General features: G+C 36.0%; 18 protein-coding genes and 5 tRNA genes. 1 reads left to right on the top strand and 22 read right to left on the bottom strand.

Going from position 1 to position 21720, the window contains the following annotated elements:
- Positions 1-25: 25 nt before the first annotated feature.
- The 22 genes from rpoC to rpsU all read right to left on the bottom strand — a co-directional run bounded on the left by rpoC (position 26) and on the right by rpsU (position 20951).
- Positions 26-4312: a DNA-directed RNA polymerase subunit beta' gene (rpoC, locus tag DHW03_RS17600; RefSeq protein WP_109927238.1), complete on the bottom strand. Its 4287-nt coding sequence runs from the start codon at positions 4310-4312 to the stop codon at positions 26-28.
- 91 nt (positions 4313-4403) lie between these two features.
- Positions 4404-8207 (bottom strand): DNA-directed RNA polymerase subunit beta, encoded by a 3804-nt coding sequence (gene rpoB / locus DHW03_RS17595; protein ID WP_109927141.1) that lies wholly within the window; start codon positions 8205-8207, stop codon positions 4404-4406.
- A gap of 157 nt (positions 8208-8364) precedes the next feature.
- Entirely contained in the window at positions 8365-8742 is a 378-nt protein-coding gene (gene rplL / locus DHW03_RS17590) for a 50S ribosomal protein L7/L12 (protein ID WP_109927140.1), read from the bottom strand.
- A 65-nt stretch (positions 8743-8807) separates the two neighbouring features.
- The gene (gene rplJ / locus DHW03_RS17585; protein ID WP_109927139.1) at positions 8808-9329 is read right to left on the bottom strand and encodes a 50S ribosomal protein L10; all 522 of its coding nucleotides are present in this window, start codon (positions 9327-9329) and stop codon (positions 8808-8810) included.
- Between the two features lie 2 nt (positions 9330-9331).
- Complete coding sequence (gene rplA / locus DHW03_RS17580; protein ID WP_109927138.1) at positions 9332-10030, bottom strand: 50S ribosomal protein L1; 699 nt, start codon at positions 10028-10030, stop codon at positions 9332-9334.
- A 20-nt stretch (positions 10031-10050) separates the two neighbouring features.
- Complete coding sequence (gene rplK, locus DHW03_RS17575; RefSeq protein ID WP_010601094.1) at positions 10051-10494, bottom strand: 50S ribosomal protein L11; 444 nt, start codon at positions 10492-10494, stop codon at positions 10051-10053.
- Positions 10495-10669: 175 nt separating this feature from the next.
- Positions 10670-11323 (bottom strand): hypothetical protein, encoded by a 654-nt coding sequence (locus DHW03_RS17570; protein WP_133248553.1) that lies wholly within the window; start codon positions 11321-11323, stop codon positions 10670-10672.
- A gap of 1 nt (position 11324) precedes the next feature.
- Positions 11325-12656: a hypothetical protein gene (locus DHW03_RS17565; protein ID WP_133248552.1), complete on the bottom strand. Its 1332-nt coding sequence runs from the start codon at positions 12654-12656 to the stop codon at positions 11325-11327.
- Positions 12657-13036: 380 nt separating this feature from the next.
- Positions 13037-13657 (bottom strand): hypothetical protein, encoded by a 621-nt coding sequence (locus DHW03_RS17560; protein ID WP_109927135.1) that lies wholly within the window; start codon positions 13655-13657, stop codon positions 13037-13039.
- 643 nt (positions 13658-14300) lie between these two features.
- Positions 14301-14825, bottom strand: coding sequence for a hypothetical protein (locus DHW03_RS17550; RefSeq protein ID WP_109927133.1), 525 nt, complete (start codon positions 14823-14825; stop codon positions 14301-14303).
- 3 nt (positions 14826-14828) lie between these two features.
- Positions 14829-16109, bottom strand: a complete 1281-nt coding sequence (locus DHW03_RS17545; RefSeq protein WP_133248551.1) for a hypothetical protein — start codon at positions 16107-16109, stop codon at positions 14829-14831.
- A gap of 208 nt (positions 16110-16317) precedes the next feature.
- Complete coding sequence (gene nusG / locus DHW03_RS17540; protein ID WP_109927131.1) at positions 16318-16857, bottom strand: transcription termination/antitermination protein NusG; 540 nt, start codon at positions 16855-16857, stop codon at positions 16318-16320.
- A gap of 9 nt (positions 16858-16866) precedes the next feature.
- Positions 16867-17064, bottom strand: a complete 198-nt coding sequence (gene secE, locus DHW03_RS17535; RefSeq protein WP_025143264.1) for a preprotein translocase subunit SecE — start codon at positions 17062-17064, stop codon at positions 16867-16869.
- A gap of 92 nt (positions 17065-17156) precedes the next feature.
- A tRNA-Trp gene (locus tag DHW03_RS17530) sits at positions 17157-17227 on the bottom strand.
- Positions 17228-17303: 76 nt separating this feature from the next.
- On the bottom strand, positions 17304-18491 hold the full coding sequence (tuf, locus tag DHW03_RS17525) for an elongation factor Tu (RefSeq protein WP_109927130.1): 1188 nt from the start codon (positions 18489-18491) through the stop codon (positions 17304-17306).
- Between the two features lie 126 nt (positions 18492-18617).
- Positions 18618-18689 (bottom strand) — tRNA-Thr (locus tag DHW03_RS17520).
- 82 nt (positions 18690-18771) lie between these two features.
- A tRNA-Gly gene (locus DHW03_RS17515) sits at positions 18772-18844 on the bottom strand.
- A gap of 84 nt (positions 18845-18928) precedes the next feature.
- Positions 18929-19014: transfer RNA gene (locus tag DHW03_RS17510), tRNA-Tyr, on the bottom strand.
- Positions 19015-19053: 39 nt separating this feature from the next.
- Positions 19054-19126 (bottom strand) — tRNA-Thr (locus tag DHW03_RS17505).
- 229 nt (positions 19127-19355) lie between these two features.
- Positions 19356-19703 carry a ribosome hibernation-promoting factor, HPF/YfiA family gene (hpf, locus tag DHW03_RS17500; RefSeq protein ID WP_109927129.1) on the bottom strand — a complete coding sequence of 116 codons (348 nt, stop codon included), beginning with the start codon at positions 19701-19703 and terminating at the stop codon, positions 19356-19358.
- A 14-nt stretch (positions 19704-19717) separates the two neighbouring features.
- Positions 19718-20602 carry a tyrosine-type recombinase/integrase gene (locus tag DHW03_RS17495; protein ID WP_109927128.1) on the bottom strand — a complete coding sequence of 295 codons (885 nt, stop codon included), beginning with the start codon at positions 20600-20602 and terminating at the stop codon, positions 19718-19720.
- 154 nt (positions 20603-20756) lie between these two features.
- Complete coding sequence (gene rpsU, locus DHW03_RS17490; protein ID WP_109927127.1) at positions 20757-20951, bottom strand: 30S ribosomal protein S21; 195 nt, start codon at positions 20949-20951, stop codon at positions 20757-20759.
- Positions 20952-21174: 223 nt separating this feature from the next.
- On the opposite strand from rpsU, the gene DHW03_RS17485 reads away from it, so the two are divergent.
- On the top strand, positions 21175-21561 hold the full coding sequence (locus tag DHW03_RS17485; protein ID WP_109927126.1) for a hypothetical protein: 387 nt from the start codon (positions 21175-21177) through the stop codon (positions 21559-21561).
- Positions 21562-21720: the final 159 nt, after the last annotated feature.

Below are 21720 nucleotides of genomic sequence, written 5' to 3'. Positions count from 1 at the left end.
CCCTTTAAAATCATATGATTGATTATTATGCCTCTACTTCTTCTTGTTTCGAAGCTAATAATTTATCGTATTCTTCTTGAGAACCAACGATGATTCTTTCGTAACCACGAACACCTGTTCCCGAAGGAATTAAGTGACCAACAATTACATTTTCTTTCAAGCCTAACATGTTATCACGTTTACCTGCAATAGCTGCCTCATTTAATACTTTCGTAGTTTCCTGGAACGAAGCCGCAGAAATGAACGATTTAGTACCTAATGATGCACGTGTAATACCTTGTAAGATAGAACTTGCAGTTGCTGGTCTTGCATCTCTAACCGTAATCTGTTTTAAATCTTTACGTTTCAACTGAGAATTTTCGTCTCTTAATCTACGTAATGAAACAATCTGACCTGGTTTGAAATCATTTGAATCTCCCGCATCTTCAACAACTTTCTTGTCGTACATGGCATCATTCTCTTCAGCAAAATCCCAACGATCAACAGCATTGTTTTCTAAGAAAATAGTATCTCCTGGATCTTCAATGTGAACTTTCTGCATCATTTGGTGAACAATTACCTCGAAATGCTTATCGTTAATTTTCACACCTTGCAAACGGTAAACCTCTTGAATACCATTAACTAAGTATTCTTGAACCGCTGCAGGTCCTTTAATTGATAAGATATCCGCAGGAGAAATTGAACCATCTGATAAAGGCATACCTGCTTTCACAAAGTCATTATCCTGAACAAGGATGTGTTTAGACAATGGAACTAGGTATTTCTTAACTTCACCATCTTTAGATTCGATTGTGATCTCACGATTACCACGTTTAACACCACCTAAAGTAACCACACCATCAATCTCAGTTACTACAGCTGGGTTTGAAGGGTTACGTGCTTCGAATAATTCCGTTACACGTGGTAAACCACCTGTAATATCTCGGGTTTTACCAGTTGCACGTGGTATTTTAGCGATAATTTGACCAGTTTGGATGGTTTCACCTTCATCAACTGAAACGTGGGCACCCACTGGAATGTTATATCCTTTAATAAATTCGCCTTTCTTATCAACGATTTGTACTGAAGGGTTTTTAGTTTTATCACGTGTATCGATAATCACTTTTTCACGGTGACCTGTTTGCTCATCTGATTCCTCACGATAGGTAACACCTTCTATAATGGCATCAAATTGTGCTTTACCGGCAAATTCTGAAAGAATAACCGCGTTGTACGGATCCCACGAACAGATTTTATCGCCTTTAGATAATTTATCACCTTCCTTAACGAATAAGAATGCACCGTAAGGAATGTTGTTGGTTACGATGATACGTCCGGTACCTGGCTCAACAATTTTGAACTCACCTGAACGACCCAATACAACTTGTACGGTTCCTTCTTCTGTTTGTGTATCAACAGTACGGATGTTTTCAAATTCGATAACACCATCAAACTTAGCTACGATATTTGATTCTGCAGCAATGTTTGATGCAGTACCACCCACGTGGAAAGTACGAAGTGTTAACTGTGTACCCGGCTCACCGATTGATTGTGCTGCAATAACACCAACTGCCTCACCTCTTTGAACACGTTTGCCAGATGCTAAGTTACGACCGTAACATAAAGCACAAACACCACGTTTAGCTTCACAAGTTAATACTGAACGAATTTCAATACCTTCTAATGGAGATTCTTCAATCGCTTTGGCAATATCCTCGTTGATGTCTTCACCAGCACCAACTAACAATTGATTATCTAATGGATTGTAAACATCATGTAATGACGTACGTCCTAAAATTCGATCGTATAATGGCTCAACAATATCTTCTTGATCTTTCAAAGCAGTAGTGTACATGCCTCTTAAAGTACCACAGTCGTTATCGTTAACAATCATATCTTGTGCAACATCATGCAAACGACGAGTTAAGTAACCAGCATCAGCTGTCTTTAACGCCGTATCTGCCAAACCTTTACGCGCACCGTGAGTAGAAATGAAGTATTCTAATACCGATAAGCCTTCTTTAAAGTTTGATAAGATTGGATTCTCAATAATGTCACCACCTGAACCAGATTTTTGAGGTTTCGCCATCAATCCACGCATTCCGCAAAGCTGACGAATCTGCTCTTTCGAACCACGTGCACCAGAATCAAGCATCATATATACGGAGTTAAAACCTTGGTTATCTGACGATAACTGAGTCATAACGAATGTAGTTAATCTGTTGTTGATACGTGTCCAAATATCGATAATTTGGTTGTAACGTTCGTTGTTGGTAATGAAACCCATGTTATAGTTGTTTCTTACCTCTTCAACTTCAGCAGCTGCTTGTTCTAATAAAGTATGTTTTTCAACAGGGATGTTAACGTCTTGTAAGTTGAACGATAAACCTCCTTGGAAAGCCATACGGAAACCTAATTCTTTGATATCATCTAAGAACTGTGAAGAACGAGCCATACCTGTCATTTTCACTACTTCACCAATAATATCTCTTAAAGATTTTTTAGTTAATAGTTCATTGATGTAACCTACTTCTTCAGGAACCAATTGGTTGAATAATACTCTACCAACGGTAGTTTCTGTTAACTTATTCACGATAGTACCATCGCTTTGTTTAACATTAACCCTTACTTTGATGAAAGCATGCAGATCTAATTCTTTCTCGTTATAAGCAATAATTACTTCTTCTGGAGAATAGAAATTCGAATCCTGTCCTTTTACAACTCTAGTGTCATCTGTTCTACGGCCTTTAGTAATGTAATAAAGACCCAAAACCATATCCTGTGATGGTACAGTAATTGGTGTACCGTTTGCAGGGTTTAAGATGTTATGAGCGGCCAACATCAATACTTGGGCTTCCAAAATTGCGGCATTACCTAGCGGTAAATGCACAGCCATCTGGTCACCATCAAAATCGGCGTTGAACGCAGTACACACTAATGGGTGTAATTGAATCGCTTTTCCTTCAATTAATTTAGGTTGGAAAGCTTGGATACCCAGTCTGTGTAACGTAGGTGCACGGTTTAATAATACCGGGTGTCCTTTCAATACGTTTTCTAGAATATCCCAAACTAATGGGTCTTTTCTATCTACAATTTTCTTTGCAGATTTAACTGTTTTCACCACACCACGCTCAATCATCTTACGAATAATGAACGGTTTGTAAAGCTCAGCAGCCATATCTTTAGGGATACCACACTCGTGTAATTTAAGGCTTGGCCCTACAACAATTACCGAACGAGCTGAATAATCCACACGTTTACCTAATAAGTTCTGACGGAAACGACCCTGTTTACCTTTCAAGATGTCTGAAAGTGATTTCAAAGCACGGTTACCTTCAGTTTTAACCGCATTAACTTTACGCGAGTTATCGAACAACGAATCTACAGCTTCCTGCAACATACGTTTCTCGTTACGTAAAATTACCTCTGGTGCTTTAATCTCGATCAAACGTTTTAAACGGTTGTTACGGATAATTACACGACGGTATAAATCATTCAAATCTGATGTAGCGAAACGACCACCTTCTAATGGAACTAATGGACGCAATTCTGGTGGAATAACCGGAACAATTTTAACAATCATCCATTCTGGGCGATTCTCAATGCGTGTATTAGCACCACGGAAAGCTTCAACAACTTGAAGACGTTTTAAAGCCTCATTTTTACGTTGTTGAGAAGTTTCATTAGCTGCTTGGTGACGTAAATCGTAAGATAAAGTATCTAAGTTAATACGTTTCAAAAGATCTTCTAATGCTTCAGCACCCATTTTGGCGATGAATTTATTAGGATCTTTATCATCCAGATATTGATTTTCTTTAGGTAATTTATCTAAGATATCTAAGTACTCTTCTTCCGTTAAGAAGTCCATGTACTTAATGCCATCCTCTTCCATTAAACCGGATTGGATAACCACGTAACGCTCGTAATAGATAATTAAATCAAGTTTTTTAGTAGGTAAACCTAATAAGTAACCGATTTTGTTTGGTAAAGAACGGAAATACCAGATGTGCGCAACAGGCACCACCAAAGCGATGTGTCCCATACGCTCTCTACGTACCTTCTTTTCTGTTACTTCAACACCACAACGATCACAAACAATACCTTTATAACGGATACGTTTGTATTTACCGCAATGACATTCGTAATCTTTTACCGGACCAAAAATACGCTCACAGAACAAACCATCACGTTCAGGTTTGTAAGTACGGTAATTAATGGTTTCTGGCTTCAACACCTCACCGCTTGAGCGCTCCAAAATAATTTCAGGAGACGATAAGCTAATCGTGATTGATGTGAAATTGCTTTTTAATTTATTATCCTTTTTGTAAGACATATCTCTTTCTTTAATGATTGAAGGATGTAGTGAGAGCATGATTGAATGAAAGTTTCCCATCATTCAATCATGCCTTCATTCTTTCATTCAATTAGTCTAACGTAATATCTAAACCTAAACCGCGTAACTCATGTACCAATACATTAAACGATTCTGGTACACCTGGTGTTGGTAGGTTTTCACCTTTAACAATGGCTTCGTAAGTTTTGGCTCTTCCGATTACATCATCCGATTTAACGGTTAAGATTTCTTGAAGAATATTAGCTGCACCAAACGCCTCTAATGCCCAAACCTCCATCTCACCAAAACGCTGACCACCAAATTGAGCTTTACCACCCAATGGTTGTTGTGTAATTAATGAGTATGGTCCGATTGAACGGGCGTGCATCTTATCATCAACCATGTGACCTAATTTCAACATGTAGATAATACCTACAGTTGTAGTCTGATCGAAACGCTCACCTGTTAAACCATTGTATAAGTAGGTTTTACCTGAAGCAGGAACACCCGCTTTAGCAATCCACTCTTCTACCTCAGTGTGGGTAGCACCATCAAAAATTGGTGTTGCAAATTTAACACCTAGTTCTTGACCAGCCCATGCCAAAATAGTTTCGTAAATCTGACCAAGGTTCATACGTGAAGGTACACCCAGTGGGTTCAACACAATATCAACTGGAGTACCATCAGCTAAGAAAGGCATATCTTCATCACGTACAATACGTGCAACAATACCTTTATTACCGTGGCGTCCTGCCATTTTATCACCTACTTTTAATTTACGTTTTTTAGCTACATAAACTTTTGCCATTTGTACAATTCCTGAAGGAAGCTCATCACCTACACTAATCGCAAATTTATCGCGTTTGTAAGCACCAAGTTCTTCGTTAACACGGATACCGTAGTTATGAAGCAATAGTTTAATCATCTCGTTTTTATCATCATCAGTAGTCCATTTGTTAGGGCTAATGTGTGTAAATTCAAGATCTGCTAAAATTTTCTGAGTAAATTTAGCGCCTTTAGGCACAAGTAATTCTTTGTAAATATTGAATACACCTTGAGATGTTTTACCGTTTACAATGGTGAATAACTTGTCAACCAATTCTGCCTTTAATTTCTCAGTAATATTGTTGTACGATTTGTCTAATTTCTCAATAGCCGATTTTTCTTCAGCTTTTGTAGTTTTCTTCGCACGGCTAAATAACTTCGTATCAATTACTACACCTTGGATAGATGGAGGTGTTTTCAAAGAAGCATCTTTAACGTCGCCTGCTTTATCACCAAAAATTGCACGTAGTAATTTCTCTTCTGGTGACGGATCAGATTCTCCTTTTGGAGTAATCTTACCAATTAAAATATCACCTTCTTTTACATCAGCACCGATACGGATAATACCATTTTCATCCAAATCTTTAGTCGCCTCTTCAGAAACGTTAGGGATATCTGGTGTTAATTCCTCTTCTCCACGTTTTGTATCACGTACTTCTAATTCAAATTCTTCAATATGCAATGAAGTGAAAACATCATCACGAACAATACGCTCGTTGATTACAATCGCATCCTCAAAGTTGAAACCTTGCCAAGGCATGAAAGCCACTTTCAAGTTTCTACCCAATGCCAATTCACCGTTTTGAGTTGCATAACCCTCGCAAAGTACCTGTCCTTTAGTAACTTTCTGGCCTTTTTTAACGATTGGCTTTAAGTTAATACAAGTATTCTGGTTGGTTTTTTTGAACTTAATTAAACGGTAAGTTTTGCTGTCACCCTCAAATGAAACCAAACGATCATCCTCGTTACGGTCATACTTAATAGTGATTTCATTTGCATCTACATATTCTACAACCCCATTACCTTCAGCATTGATCAAAGTTCTTGAATCGCGAGCAACGCGACCTTCTAAACCTGTACCAACAATTGGCGCTTCAGGGCGTAACAAAGGTACAGCCTGACGTTGCATGTTCGATCCCATCAAAGCCCTGTTCGCATCATCATGTTCTAAGAACGGAATCAACGAGGCAGCAATTGAAGTAATCTGATTTGGTGCAACATCCATTAAGTCTAATTTCTCAGGCTCAATAATTGGGAAGTCACCCTCATAACGCGCTTTAACGCGTGGGGTTGTGAAATTACCTTTATCATCATACTCTGCATTAGCCTGAGCGATGGTTTTACCATCTTCATCTTCTGCCGATAAATAAATAACGTCTGAATCAACAACTACTTTACCATCTTCAACACGTTTGTAAGGTGTTTCAATGAAACCTAAATTGTTGATTTTTGCATGCACACAAAGTGATGAAATCAAACCAATGTTTGGTCCTTCTGGAGTTTCGATGGTACATAAACGACCATAGTGGGTGTAGTGAACATCACGAACCTCGAAACCAGCACGCTCACGTGATAAACCACCTGGGCCTAAAGCTGACAAACGACGTTTGTGTGTAATCTCTGCTAATGGATTGGTTTGATCCATAAACTGAGACAACTGGTTCGTACCGAAGAAAGAGTTAATTACCGACGATAAAGTACGGGCATTAATTAAATCAGTTGGCGTAAACACCTCATTATCGCGAATGTTCATACGCTCACGGATTGTTCTTGCCATACGGGCTAAACCAACTCCAAATTGAGCATACAACTGCTCACCTACCGTACGTACACGACGGTTAGACAAGTGATCGATATCATCTACCTCTTCTTTTGAGTTGATCAATTTGATCAGGTATTTAACAATCGCAATAATATCTGCTTTTGTTAATACTTTAACCTCATCAGGGGTATTCATTTTCAATTTACGGTTAATGCGGTAACGACCAACATCACCTAAATCGTAACGTTTATCCGAGAAGAATAAACGATCAATGATACCACGAGCGGTTTCCTCATCAGGTGGTTCTGCGTTACGCAAAGCACGATAGATGTTCTCAACAGCTTCTTTTTCAGAGTTTGATGTATCTTTTTGTAATGTATTATATATAATGGTATAATCGGCCTGACTTGCGCCATCTTCTTTTGATAAGATGATGCTTTTTACGCCAGCTTCGATAACCATATCAATGTGTTCGTCTTCTAAAACGGTTTCTCTTTCAAGAATCACTTCATTACGGTCGATAGAAACTACCTCACCTGTATCTTCATCTACAAAATCTTCAACCCATTTTTTTAATACTCTTGCTGCTAGTTTACGACCGATATATTTCTTTAAGCCTGATTTACTAACTTTTACTTCGTCAGCAAGATCAAAAAGCTCCAAAATATCTTTATCAGAATCGTAACCGATAGCACGTAATAAAGTGGTAACCGGGAATTTTTTCTTACGATCGATGTAAGCATACATTACGTTATTAACGTCTGTAGCAAACTCGATCCATGAACCTTTGAATGGGATAACACGTGCAGAATACAATTTGGTTCCATTAGTGTGACGGCTTTGGCCGAAGAACACGCCTGGAGAACGGTGTAGTTGCGAAACGATAACACGTTCTGCTCCGTTGATAACAAATGTACCTTTTGGTGTCATATACGGGATTGTACCTAAATACACATCCTGAATAATGGTTTCAAAATCTTCATGTTCAACATCATTACAAGAAAGCTTTAGCTTTGCTTTTAATGGAACATTGTAGGTTAATCCACGCTCAATACACTCGTGTATATCGTAACGTGGCGGATCAACAAAATAATCAAGAAACTCTAATACGAAGATATTTCTTGAATCTGTTATTGGAAAGTTTTCAGCAAACACTTTAAACAAACCTTCGCTAGAGCGATCGTCTGATGTGGTATCTATCTGGAAAAATTCTCTGAATGATTGCAATTGCACATCCAGAAAATCCGGATAGTCTATAATGTGCTTACTAGTTGCAAAATTTACTCTTTGTTCGACTGTCTTTGCCAATGGACTAAAAGATTTTAGTTTAAGAATAAACTATTTGTTTGGTTCGGGTTTGAAACATTCTCATTAACCAAGCAAAATGAGATGTTTATAAACAGGTAAAGACACCGACATTTTCAGTCGGTGTCTAATACATTTTTAGCTTAGCTAAATTAAGTGATTACTTAATTTCAACTACTGCTCCAGCTTCTTCCAATTGTTTTTTAAGAGCTTCTGCTTCGTCTTTAGCAACACCAGTTTTTAATTCTTTTGGTGCACCATCAACTAAGTCTTTTGCTTCTTTCAAACCAAGACCAGTTAAGTCTTTAACAAGTTTTACAACTGCTAATTTCTGACCACCAGCTTCTTTCAAAATAACATCAAATGATGTTTTTTCTGCAGCAGCAGCAGGTGCATCACCACCAGCAGCAGGACCAGCAACTACAGCAGCAGCTGCAGGCTCGATACCATACTCGTCCTTTAAGATTTGAGCTAATTCGTTAACTTCTTTAACGGTTAAGTTTACTAATTGCTCAGCAAACGATTTTAAATCTGCCATTTTATTAAGATTTTAAAAATTTACGTAAAAATAATTTTGTTTAATTTGCGAACTTAAGGTGTTCGTTAACCTTCTCTTTCTTGTAGAGTTTTAACAATTCCTGCAATTTTACCGCCACTTGATTTAAGCGCAGATATAACATTCTTAGCTGGTGATTGTAATAATCCAACGATATCGCCAATAAGCTCTTCTCTTGATTTCAAGCTTACTAAGTTATTCAATTGGTCATCGCCAACATATACTGATGAATCTATAAATGCTGCCTTAAGTAATGGTTTATCAGATGTTCTTCTCAAAGCTTTAATCAACTTCGCCGGAGCGTTTGCTGTTTTTGAGAATAATAATGATGATGAACCTTTAAGGGCTTCGTATATCTCAGAAGAATCGCCATCTAAACCTTCAATCGCTTTGCGAATTAAAGTGTTTTTAGCAACCTTCATTACGATATCACTTTCAAAACATTTGCGTCGGATGTTATTAATCTGCTCAACAGAAAGGCTAGATGTATCAGCAATATAGAAATTGCCATACTCTTGCATTTGTCCTTGTAGTTCTAAAACTACTTCGTTTTTTTCTTCTCTGTTCATGATTAAATCCCCGCTACTGATTTGGTTTCAATTGCAATCCCAGGACTCATTGTAGAAGACACGTGAATGCTTTTAAAATAAGTTCCTTTTGCAGCAGATGGTTTTAATTTCGAAATTACTTGAATGATTTCAAGTGCATTCTCATAAATTTTGTCTGCTGGGAATGATACTTTTCCTATCGAGGCGTGTATGATACCCGTTTTGTCAACTTTAAAATCAATCTTACCTGCTTTAACCTCAGTTACAGCTTTACCAACTTCGTTAGTTACTGTACCTGATTTTGGGTTAGGCATTAAGTTCCTTGGACCTAAAACACGGCCCAATTTACCTACCTTAGCCATACAAGCAGGAGTAGTGATAATAATGTCTACATCGGTCCAACCACCTTCAATTTTAGCCACATATTCGTCTAAACCTACGAACTCTGCGCCGGCTGCTTTTGCTTCTTCTTCCTTATCAGGAGTTACTAGAGCTAAAACACGTACAGTTTTACCTGTTCCGTGTGGTAAAGTAGCAATACCACGTACCATTTGATTGGCTTTACGTGGATCTACACCTAATGATACATCAATATCAACTGATGCATCGAATTTAGTGGTAGTGATCTCTTTTACCAAAGCAGCAGCAGCCTGTAAAGTATAAGCTTTACCAGCTTCTATTTTAGCATGTGCCTTTTTTTGATTTTTAGTTAATTTCGCCACTGTTGTAAACTGTTTTTTAATTAATTGTTCCAGGGTGCGTCACCAGAAACGGTGATTCCCATACTGCGTGCTGTACCGGCAACCATACTCATTGCAGATTCGATTGTAAATGCATTTAAATCAGGCATTTTATCTTCAGCAATAACTTTAATCTGGTCCCAGGTCACCGATCCAACTTTTTTACGGTTAGGCTCAGCAGAACCACTCTGTAATTTAGTAGCATCTTTTAATTGGATAGCTACAGGAGGGGTTTTGATGATGAAATCGAATGACTTATCAGCATAAACAGTAATTACAACTGGCAATACTTTACCTGCTTTATCTTGGGTACGAGCGTTGTACTGTTTGCAAAATTCCATGATGTTAACACCCTTAGCACCTAATGCAGGTCCTACTGGTGGCGATGGATTTGCCGCTCCGCCTTTGATCTGTAATTTGATCATTGCACTGACTTCTTTTGCCATTTTGTGTTTTTTGTTTATTTAAAACTCAATGTTAAATATTGGAAGCATGTAACATTTTATTCCTTAGACGGTTCTTATACAAAACCAAAAGGACTGCAAAGATATGGATAATCTTGCAGTCATACAATAGATAGAGTAAAAATATTTAATGTGGATGTATAGACGAAATTAATGCTTACCACTCATCTTTAAAATAACTTTTAAACAATTTTTCAATTTCAATTATTGCTATTCTACCTTTTCTACCAGGACACATTTCTTTTTCATAATACTGTGGCGCATAAAAATACAAACGCTTAATGTTTTTTTTCGTAATCAAGTAGAGGCTAATCCCACCTCCATCGTAAATATTTTTATCATATCCATCTTTAGCCTTCGGACAACCTTGCCCGTCAATAGAATCATCATTAATTTGCCAGGGTTGTTGTGTTAATAAGTAATGCCAAAAAGCTGATAAATCATTATCAGTTAAATATTTTGGAGTAAAAAATCTATTGATGGCAATATTTCTACTTTCATAATATTTGTTTATCTTGTAGAGACTATCTCGAATTGCTCTAGGCATATTAATTTTACTTTTATAAAAAGATTTATAAAAATATGCTGTTAAAGTATCAACGCATTTGCTCAAAATAAAATATTCAGGGGGATTGCCCCACGACTTATCGTATCCAAATAAAATTGTACTATCAGCATTTTTTTGTAGAAATTTATGAACTGATGTAATATTTACATCGGGTACGATACTTACATTTTGACCAAATAAATAATTGTTCATTAATACTAAGCATATAATCAATGGATATTTTAAGATTTTATAATTCTTCATTTTAATTACAAATTGGTGTACCTCTTTTTTTCTGATCAGCATAATATTCCCCATTTATGGCGTAAGCTCCAGCGATGCTCGCAATCTCATCTTTTGTAATTACATTCCCATCGCTCATGATAAATGAATCTGGATTTCTCGCATCGATATAGGCTTTCGAATCAGCAAGGCCACTCCATGCAAGAGAGTATGCATCTTTTATGTCCATTCCAAAATAATTGTGCAGATATGTTGCCATCGGGTCAATATACTGTTTTGAAATAGTTTCATGATCGCCTTCTAAAATTTTGCTACCAGAAGTATGAATGTATGCATGAACGGATTCATGAATCAACGTACTAATAAGACTCTCCTTTGAAGAGTTTTTAAAATTGGAAGTTTGCAATGTTATATTTGCTTGAAATATATTACCAACAAATCCACCACCTTTATATTGACCAGCTGTACCGTGATCTGTTGTTCCATCGTAAATATTTAACCGAACTTTTTTACTTGCATCAAATAAAGAGATAATTCCCCCTATCATACCAATAACATCCTTATTTGCGCCCAATGCAGATTGAACAGTTGAGTTAATACATGGGTCCGTGGTTTTATTCTTAATGTCATTTTTATCCCGTGTACTAGCGCTTCCACCACCACCTCCACTTCCACCTCCACCGCCTCCACCAGAGCAGGTCGTATATAAGTAGGTTGAACCAACCTCCATACCATTAATTCTTGTTACGAGATACCAATCAGTACATTGTTGTTTACCAAAACCAACTTCATCTCCTCCTCTCATCAACATTTGAGATTTCAAATCTTTAAGCTTTACGAGGTTGAGTGCGTTTTTAAATCTTCCTTTAATGATATTGCTTCCTTTGATAAACTTATGATCAATATCGAAAACCATAATATTGAAGTCTAAATCTCTTGGTAAAGATACCTTATCAAAGTAAAACAAGTAATTACTAATAATCTGATCTTTTGTATTTCCAACATCAAAACTTGAGCTATTGAAAAGTTCAATTAGATTACCTTTGGTTTCTTTTAAAGAAATATCCACAACCAAATAGGACTGTGTAACAATTTCACTTTCTGATATAGATAGATTCGAAGGCAAGATAACAAAATTCCGATTGTTTAAACGAGTAACGGTGGCGCTATCCCAATCTGGGCTGTAAGTGACTGGAGGTTGTCTATCAAACCAAATCTTTGCTTGTTGGATCAATTCCACATCACTTTGCATTGAGCTATCCTTTTTACATGCATGTTGAAACAGCAAAAGAGCAATACCTAGAAATAATAAAGAAACCCTACGTTGGTTTCTGTTAAATAGATTGTTCGTCATCCCTTATTTTTATTTTAATGGTTACAATAAAATGGGGGATGATTTTTTTTGCAGTTTCGCTTATGCAAAGATATTAGACCAATATAGTACAAAACCTTCTAAAGCAAACCGAGTAGGAAGTAAGTGATTAATTTACTTACTGTCCTCTCACAACACCATATGTGCCGCTCCGCCTTTGATCTGTAATTTGATCATTGCACTGACTTCTTTTGCCGTTTTGTTTTTTTTGCTTATTTAAAACTCAATTTTAAATATTGGAAACATGTAACATTTAATTTTAATGGCGACTTTTTACAAAACCAAAATGACTGCGAAGATTTGAATAATCTTGCAGTCATACAATAGATTAGACAAAATATTTTTTTGACTAAAAAACCTACTTACCATTCCTGTTTGAAATAGGCATTAAACAGATTTTCAATTTTGATTATGACCTGTCTGCCTACTCTACCTGGACAAACTTCTTTTTCATAATACTGTGGCGCATAGAAACTGAGTTGCTTAATGCCTCTTTTGGTGATCAAAGTTAACTTTATATTTGAAGCATCAAAAATCTGATTTTTGAAATCGTTTTTATCAACGGCGCACCCAACTCCATCAATTTGATCATCGTTAATATACCATGCTTTTAAAACAGAAACTTCGTTCCAAAATGCCTTGAGGCTATCGGCAGACAAATACTTGGTATTGAAATAGGGATTAATATCCGCTTCAACTAGCGTATTCTGATATAATCTATAGGCAAGATTATGAGGTAACACGTTTCTCCGATCACTTTTCATATGGGTAATATACGTATAGGTATTAATGGTATCGCCCTTTTTACTGAGTATAAAATATGTGGGTTTAATCCCCCAGTTGCTCTCGTAATGAATTATGATTGTACTATCTGCGTTAGATTTAAAAAACCTTTCTAATGGCATAGCACTATTCTTAACTTGAGCCAAAATGCTTAGACTGAAAAAGTTAAAAATTAAAACAAAAGTTATTTTGTATTTCATGATATACGTTAATATTTACAAGTTAAACGCTGACTGATTGAGGTATCCTTCATTTTCTCCATGGAATATTCCATTATAGTCTGCAACATTTTAACCAAATCTTTTTAATCAACATCCGTGTCAAACCAGAATCTTACAGGCTTGCATAATATAATACGCTTATTTTTGAATTGATGTAGATTCGGAAATAGCCCACCCCATTCACGCAATAATGACTGTTGATTGCTTATATATTGATCATTTAGATTTAAGGCCATAACCGGTATAATAACTACACAGTTTCATAACGGCTAAAAAATATTCTTTCAACCTTAACTGATTTTGTTATTTGATCTACATCCATGGCCTTGCTCAGTTCTATATCTTCTGTTTTAGAAAAATAAATAACGTCTTTCTTCCCTTATTTATCAAGAGATACACTTATAGAAAATATGAATGCCTTTTTAATAAAGGGATTGCTTATATAAGCATCTGTAAGCCCAAGTCCAATTTTAACGTTCTGTTTAGATAAATCGACCTTCTGGCCAGAAACAAACTGAACGTTCGATACAATTGAAAGTAATAAGACAATTATGATTTTTTTATAAGAGGATATATCTTCCAGTATTATTGGTCGAATGTTTATATCTAGCATATTTTGATTTTAATCATAAGTTTTAGTGCCAGTTAAACTCACAATAGGATTCAGATAAATGAAATCATTTGTATGCTTATCTTTATTTCTGTAATCGTAATTGAACATTTTTACAATTTTGTTCTGTAAATCTTCAGCCTCCAACATGGGTACCTTCGAAACTGGATGATTAACATAAGCTATTATTATTCCTACAGGTACAACTATAACGGCTTGCTTTTTGCCGCCCATAACGCTGGTAAAATTGATTGATCTTAAGAAATTAAAATCTTTGTAAAGTACGTAAGCTATGCTATCATTGACACTAATTTTATCAATGATGGTATTCTTACCTTTCAATTTCACACAAATTTCAATGGCAAAAGAATAAAAGTCCACACTATCTTTAAGTTTTTGTTTATTCGGAATACTCGCCTCATTTGATATTAAAAATCCTTCAATCTTTTGATTAATCTCTTTTGAGTTTAATTCACTTTGCGCAAAACATATTGTTAAACTGGTTGCAATGATGATTATTGTGAGTAAGTATCTCATAGGCTATTTAGTTGGGCAGTTTGGGGTTCCTTTTGCTCCCGCATTTTTATCAATATATTTATATGGTGCCATATTAGTCGCTAATTCAGATTTCGTCATTGTTTCACCTGGCTCAGTTGGAAATGATGTATTATCATCGGCTTTGTTGATCACATCACCCATACCAGACCAAGCTAAGCCCCAAGCATCAGCCTTGGGCATGTTATACTTACTCTTTAGGTAATTAGCAATATCTTTCACAAAATTGGCAAAAAGATAATTATGTTGTTCACTGGCAGGTAAAGCCCTATAATTATTGTTTGTTTGTACGAGATAGGCGTGCACAAACTCGTGGATTAAAGCCGCCACAACAGCCTCCTTACTTACGTCATCATAGAATCCATTTTGGAAGGTAATTGCTGCTGTGAACCTCCCATCTGATCCAAACGAAGGGTCTGTTTTAGCTGGTTTAGCTATGTCTCCATTGTAAAGAATTACCCTAACTCCCACATCGTTGCCTGAAAACTTATTTATAATTTCACTCAAAAAACCCTTTACATCCTTATTAGTGGCGAGGGCTTCTGTTATGGTGTTCTTTAAACATGGATCACTAATATTATTTATAATTTCCTTTTGCTTCGAAACTCTATTTCCTTTACCATTCCCCCCGCCACCGCCACCACCAGTGCATGTTGTATATAAGTATGTGGAACTAATTTCAATTCCATTAATTCTTGTTACAAGATACCAATCAGTACATTGTTGTTTACCAAAACCAACTTCATCTCCTCCTCTCATCAACATTTGAGATTTCAAATCTTTAAACTTTACGAGGTTGAGTTCGTTTTTAAATCTTCCTTTAATGATATTGCTACCTTTGATAAACTTATGATCAATATCGAAAACCATAATATTGAAATCTAAATCTCTTGGTAAAGATACCTTATCAAAGTAAAACAAGTAATTACTAATAATCTGCTCTTTTGTATTTCCAACATCAAAACTTGAGTTATTGAAAAGTTCAATTAGATTACCTTTGGTTTCTTTTAAAGAAATATCCACGACCAAATAGGATTGTGTAATAATTTCACTTTCTGATATAGATAGATTCGAAGGCAAGATAACAAAATTCCGATTGTTTAAACGAGTAACGGTGGCGCTATCCCAATCTGGGCTGTAAGTGACTGGAGGTTGTCTATCAAACCAAATCTTTGCTTGTTGGATCAATTCCACATCACTTTGCTTTGAGCTATCCTTTTTACATGCATATTGAAACAGCAAAAGAGCAATACCTAGAAATAGCAAAGAAACCCTACGTTGGTTCCTGTTAAATAGATTGTTCGTCATCCCTTATTTTTATTTTAATGGTTACAATAAAATGGGGGATGATTTTTTTTTTGCAGTTTCGCTTATGCAAAGATATTAGACCAATATATCACAAAATTTTAGCAAAAAAAAGGCATAAAAAAAGCCCAGAATAAATTCTGAGCTTTCTTAATAATTTATGAATTGCTTATTCTTTTTCCACTTGCATATAGTTAAGTTCTAGTGGCGTTTTACGTCCGAAAATCTTAACCATAACTTTTAATTTTTTCTTCTCTTCGTTAACTTCTTCAATTACGCCGGAGAAACCGTTGAAAGGACCGTCCATTACTTTGATGCCTTCTCCAACATAATAAGGCACATTCATGGTTTCGCCTTGTTCGCTCATTTCATCAACCACACCTAAAATACGGTTAACTTCTGCTTGACGCATTGGAATTGGGTTACCTGCCTTATCGCCCAAGAAACCAATAACACTATTGATTCCCTTAATGATGTGTTCTAACTCACCATCAAGTGTGGTTTCTACTAAAACATATCCAGGATAAAAGTTTCTTTCTTTGGCAATTTTTTTACCATCTTTCATTTGGTAATATTTTTCCATCGGTATTAACACCTGAGGTACCAAATGAGAGTAACCTAAACGGCTGATCTCAGCATCAATATACTGTTTTACTTTCTTCTCTTTACCGCTTACAGCCCTTACAACATACCATTTTAGATCGCTCATCAGGAAATATTAATTAGAAAGTGATTTATAGAAAGTATCTAACACAAATGTAGAACCTTTATCCATTGCAAAAATAACCAATGCAATAATTAAAGAAGCTACTAAAACAAGAATCGCAGAACTTTGCAGTTCACCCCAAGTAGGCCATGTAACCTTATTGGTCATTTCATCGTATGATTCTTTTATAAACTCAACTACTTTAGCCATATCTAATGAATTGAATGATTTAGTTAGTGAATGACAGAATGCAAAGTACATTCAATAATTAAAACATCCGCTAATTCAATCATTATTTTAAGCACGGGAACAAGGATTCGAACCCTGATCAAAGGTTTTGGAGACCTCTATTCTACCATTGAACTATTCCCGTAATTAGAAAGCAAAGTACTTAAGTTGATCTCAAGCACCTTGCTTTCAGTATTTCTAATCCCCGAAGGGTTAGCAATTTATTTTAAAATTTCAGTTACCTGACCAGCACCTACTGTTCTACCACCCTCACGGATAGCGAAACGTAAACCTTTTTCCATTGCGATTGCGTTGATCAATTTTACTGTGATCGTAACGTTATCACCTGGCATTACCATTTCAGTTCCTTCAGCTAGTGTAATCTCACCAGTTACGTCTGTAGTACGGAAATAGAATTGTGGACGGTATTTGTTGAAGAATGGAGTGTGACGACCACCTTCTGCTTTTGATAATACATAGATCTCAGCTTTGAAATCTGTGTGAGGAGTTACTGAACCTGGTTTACAAATTACCATACCACGACGGATATCAGTTTTCTCAATACCACGTAACAATAAACCTACGTTATCACCTGCTTCACCATAATCTAAGATCTTACGGAACATCTCAACACCAGTAACTGTAGATTTTAAGTTCTCAGCACCCATACCTAAGATTTCAACTGGATCTCCAGAGTTGATTACACCACGCTCAATACGACCAGTTGCTACAGTACCACGACCAGTGATCGAGAATACATCTTCAACAGGCATTAAGAATGGAAGATCAGTTAAACGTGGAGGAATTGGAATGTAGCTATCTACAGCATCCATTAATTCCATAATTTTTGCTACCCATTTAGCATCTCCGTTCAAACCACCTAAAGCAGAACCTTGAATAACAGGAATATCATCACCAGGGAAATCGTAGAACGATAATAATTCACGAACTTCCATTTCTACTAATTCTAATAATTCAGGATCATCAACCATATCCACTTTGTTCATGAATACAACCAATGAAGGTACACCAACCTGACGAGCTAACAAGATGTGCTCACGAGTTTGTGGCATTGGACCATCAGTAGCAGCAACAACGATAATAGCACCATCCATTTGAGCCGCACCTGTAACCATGTTTTTAACATAATCCGCGTGACCTGGACAATCTACGTGTGCGTAGTGACGGTTTGCAGTTGAATACTCAACGTGCGCAGTATTAATTGTAATACCTCTTTCTTTTTCCTCAGGAGCTGAGTCAATTGAATCGAATGAACGTGCCTCAGATAAACCTGCATCAGCTAAAACTTTTGTAATAGCTGCTGTTAAAGTTGTTTTACCGTGATCGACGTGACCGATTGTACCGATGTTTAAGTGCGGTTTACTACGGTCAAATTTTTCTTTTGCCATTTTATTTATAACTAATTAGTAGGTTAACTTTTTATTATTTTTTATTAATTGTTTTATTGCAATGCAACACAAAAAACCTTGTCCTCTCTGTAACTTAAACAGATTTAACAAAGCTTTATTATCCTGAGCCAACTATGGGAATTGAACCCACGACCTCTTCCTTACCAAGGAAGTGCTCTACCGCTGAGCTAAGTCGGCTTTTTAAAAGCTCATTATTCAATCATTCGCTAGCTCAACGTTTTTAAGAACTAATGAACCAATTCATTAATGAACATTCAAGAGCGGAAGACGAGGTTCGAACTCGCGACCTATAGCTTGGAAGGCTATCGCTCTACCAACTGAGCTACTTCCGCTTTTCTCTAAACAATTGAAGGATTGATTTTAAAATGATCGAATGCTTACGCTCACTCTCCAATCTATCATTCATTCATTTTAGATGGTGGGGGGAGAAGGATTCGAACCTTCGAAATCTTGCGATAACAGAGTTACAGTCTGTCCCATTTGGCCGCTCTGGAATCCCCCCTACTTTTATTTCAAAATATAAACACTTTAAAATAAAAAGAGCCTCCTATCGGAATCGAACCAATGACCTACTGATTACAAGTCAGTTGCTCTACCAGCTGAGCTAAGGAGGCTTTAAATTTTCTGCAATGATACGAAAAATCTTCATTTTTCATATTATTAACGTGTTTTTTAAAACTTTTATCTATTCACAGAACTAACCTTTTCTTTGTGCCTTAATACCGTTTCCGAAAGGGAATGCAAATCTACACAATTATATTTCACTTCAAAATAAATTTGAAAAAAAATTAGCGAACTTTTCAGTTCGCTAACTCAATATTTATTCAATAAAAGAATAGGTGCTTAATAATCAGTTGTTTCGCTTTCGCTTAAAATTGCTTTATGCTCACTTAATTTCGCACGTGTTTTATCCTTATGTTTCGTTATTTGCTTCCTTAAAGATTCAATTGCCAAATCTGTGGCCTCTTCAAATGATTTACATTGCTCTTTTGCGAAGAGGGTGCCACCCGGAACAATGAGTTTAATCTCACTAATTTTGTTGGCTTCGTTTTCTACATTCTCTAATTTTAGATAAACTTCTCCACTGATAATCTGGTCAAAAAACTGATCTAGCTTGTTTGCCTTCTTCTGTATAAAATCTAACAACTTACTATCTGCATTGAAGTGGATTGATTGAACTCCGATTTTCATTTTTCCTCCTTTTTTTACGCCTTTGGATGGGCTTGTTTATAAATTGTTTTTAATCTTTCGATTGAGTTATGCGTGTAAACTTGTGTGGCTGCCAAGCTTGCATGACCCAAAAGCTCTTTAATGGCATTTAGATCGGCCCCTGCGTTAAGCAGTGTTGTTGCATAGCTATGGCGTAGCACATGGGGGCTTTTTCTATCATTGGTTGACACATGTTTTAAGTACGTAGTTACCACACGATATATCAATTTAGGATAAGCTGCTGCTCCAGTGTTTGTAACGATTAATATTAAGGAATTGTTATCAAATTGTTGCAACTTTTTTAACTCGAGATAGGTATTTAACTGATTAATAAGCTGTTTATTTATGGGTATAATTCTTTCTTTATTCCTTTTGCCCAAAACTTTAATTGTTCCTGAGTATAAATCTAGATCTTGCTCTTCTAATTGCAGCAATTCGGCTAAGCGCATACCCGTTCCAAACAACAACTCGATAATAAGATGATCTCTAACCGAAGGAAAGCTATCATCGAAATACTGATCTGAATCTAATAGATGATCCATTTTTTGAGCATCTACAAAAACCGGAAGGCGTTTTGGTATTTTTGGTACTTTGATTAATACAGTTGGGTTCTGACTGATTTTCTCTGACCTTAATAAAAACTTATAAAAGCTTCTTAACGCAGATATTTTTCTGCTAATGCTGTTCTCAGAGGTTTTGTTTTCCATTAAATGAACCATAAAACTGCGAAGATGCGTATGCTTGATTTCCTGAAAACTTAGTTCGAATGTATGCTTGATATATGCCTCAAACTGATCTAAATCTGTTTGATAAGAAGTGATGGTATGCGGAGAGTAGCGCTTCTCGTGAGTTAAATATGTAATAAAACTTGTTACCAACATTCAGTATATTTTGTGGTGCCTTAATATGAAGTTACAAATTGTTTTGATATAAAGAAATCATTAATGAATTGTTTGATTATTTTTTCAAATTACTCTAAAACGAAAAAAGCCTCCAGAAAAAATCTGAAGGCTTTATAAATATATCTTGAACAACTTATACAGTTGGATCTTGATTCATGTTTTGAATATAAACAGCATGTTTAATTTCTGTACGACGAGCTACGGATTTTTTCTCGTATGCTTGGCGACTACGAAGTTCTCTCAATACACCAGTTTTTTCAAACTTTTTCTTGAAACGTTTTAGGGCTTTATCTAATGATTCGCCGTCTTTAATGTTAATAATGATCATAACGCTGAAATACCTCCTCTCGTGGTTTTTAAATCCCTTATTATCGGGGTTGCAAATGTAAGTAAATTATTGAAAATGAGAAACGTTTTTAAAAGAAATAATAAATAAGGAAGAAATCGAAAAACAAACAAGTCGATATATTGTATAAGTTGATGAAAATTTAATTGATCTGTTAATTGCTTTATTATTCAGTTTCAATTCATTTAACTATAAGATTTGATTTATGACAAAAGGTAAAAAAGTATTTTCTATCATCGCGGTATTGGTTATATTACTTGTTGCTGCCATTTCTTACTACCGATATTTCTTTGTTTTTGGAGAAGGTGTTAAAGCTGGCGAACTAAATTACGTGGTTAAAAAGGGCTATCTATTTAAAACCTACGAAGGGAAACTAATTCAAAGTGGGATTAGATCGAAGCAAACTGGAACCCTACAAAACAATGAGTTTGAATTTTCAATATCAGATAAAGCCATTGCTGAAAAGATGATGGCCAATAGCGGGCAATTTTTTGAACTTCACTATAAGGAATACAAGCACTCATTGCCTTGGAGGGGATTTAGTGTTTATGTAGTTGACAGTATTCTTACTTCTAAGGATTTACCAAAATAATTGGGTTAGGGAATCAATGTTGTAAGTTAATGCACATATGTGGTGGAAATTGTGTTTTCGTTCTGCCACATAAACAGGGATTTACACGAAACAAATAATCCTAATGACCAGAGCGGTTCTTTCAGGAGTAAATCGCCTTTATTACATGTTTAGATGGTA

It is taken from the genome of Pedobacter yonginensis, assembly GCF_003173595.1.
Classification (GTDB): Bacteria; Bacteroidota; Bacteroidia; order Sphingobacteriales; family Sphingobacteriaceae; genus Pedobacter; species Pedobacter yonginense.
Note: the sequence above shows the minus strand (reverse complement) of the source record. Positions and strands in the feature narration are given on the sequence as shown.

Bases quoted from the DNA above. Each gene is read 5' to 3' on its own strand.
- rplK (WP_010601094.1), bottom strand. From the start codon at position 10,494: ATGGCAAAAGAAGTCAGTGCAATGATCAAATTACAGATCAAAGGCGGA.
- secE (WP_025143264.1), bottom strand. From the start codon at position 17,064: ATGGCTAAAGTAGTTGAGTTTATAAAAGAATCATACGATGAAATGACC.
- rplJ (WP_109927139.1), bottom strand. From the start codon at position 9,329: ATGAACAGAGAAGAAAAAAACGAAGTAGTTTTAGAACTACAAGGACAA.
- rpoC (WP_109927238.1), bottom strand. From the start codon at position 4,312: ATGTCTTACAAAAAGGATAATAAATTAAAAAGCAATTTCACATCAATC.
- hpf (WP_109927129.1), bottom strand. From the start codon at position 19,703: ATGAAAATCGGAGTTCAATCAATCCACTTCAATGCAGATAGTAAGTTG.
- DHW03_RS17495 (WP_109927128.1), bottom strand. From the start codon at position 20,602: ATGTTGGTAACAAGTTTTATTACATATTTAACTCACGAGAAGCGCTAC.
- tuf (WP_109927130.1), bottom strand. From the start codon at position 18,491: ATGGCAAAAGAAAAATTTGACCGTAGTAAACCGCACTTAAACATCGGT.
- rpsU (WP_109927127.1), bottom strand. From the start codon at position 20,951: ATGATCATTATTAACATTAAAGACGGCGAATCATTAGATAAAGCCCTA.
- DHW03_RS17550 (WP_109927133.1), bottom strand. From the start codon at position 14,825: ATGAGATACTTACTCACAATAATCATCATTGCAACCAGTTTAACAATA.
- DHW03_RS17485 (WP_109927126.1), top strand. From the start codon at position 21,175: ATGACAAAAGGTAAAAAAGTATTTTCTATCATCGCGGTATTGGTTATA.
- nusG (WP_109927131.1), bottom strand. From the start codon at position 16,857: ATGAGCGATCTAAAATGGTATGTTGTAAGGGCTGTAAGCGGTAAAGAG.
- DHW03_RS17565 (WP_133248552.1), bottom strand. From the start codon at position 12,656: ATGACGAACAATCTATTTAACAGAAACCAACGTAGGGTTTCTTTATTA.
- DHW03_RS17560 (WP_109927135.1), bottom strand. From the start codon at position 13,657: ATGAAATACAAAATAACTTTTGTTTTAATTTTTAACTTTTTCAGTCTA.
- rplL (WP_109927140.1), bottom strand. From the start codon at position 8,742: ATGGCAGATTTAAAATCGTTTGCTGAGCAATTAGTAAACTTAACCGTT.
- DHW03_RS17570 (WP_133248553.1), bottom strand. From the start codon at position 11,323: ATGAAGAATTATAAAATCTTAAAATATCCATTGATTATATGCTTAGTA.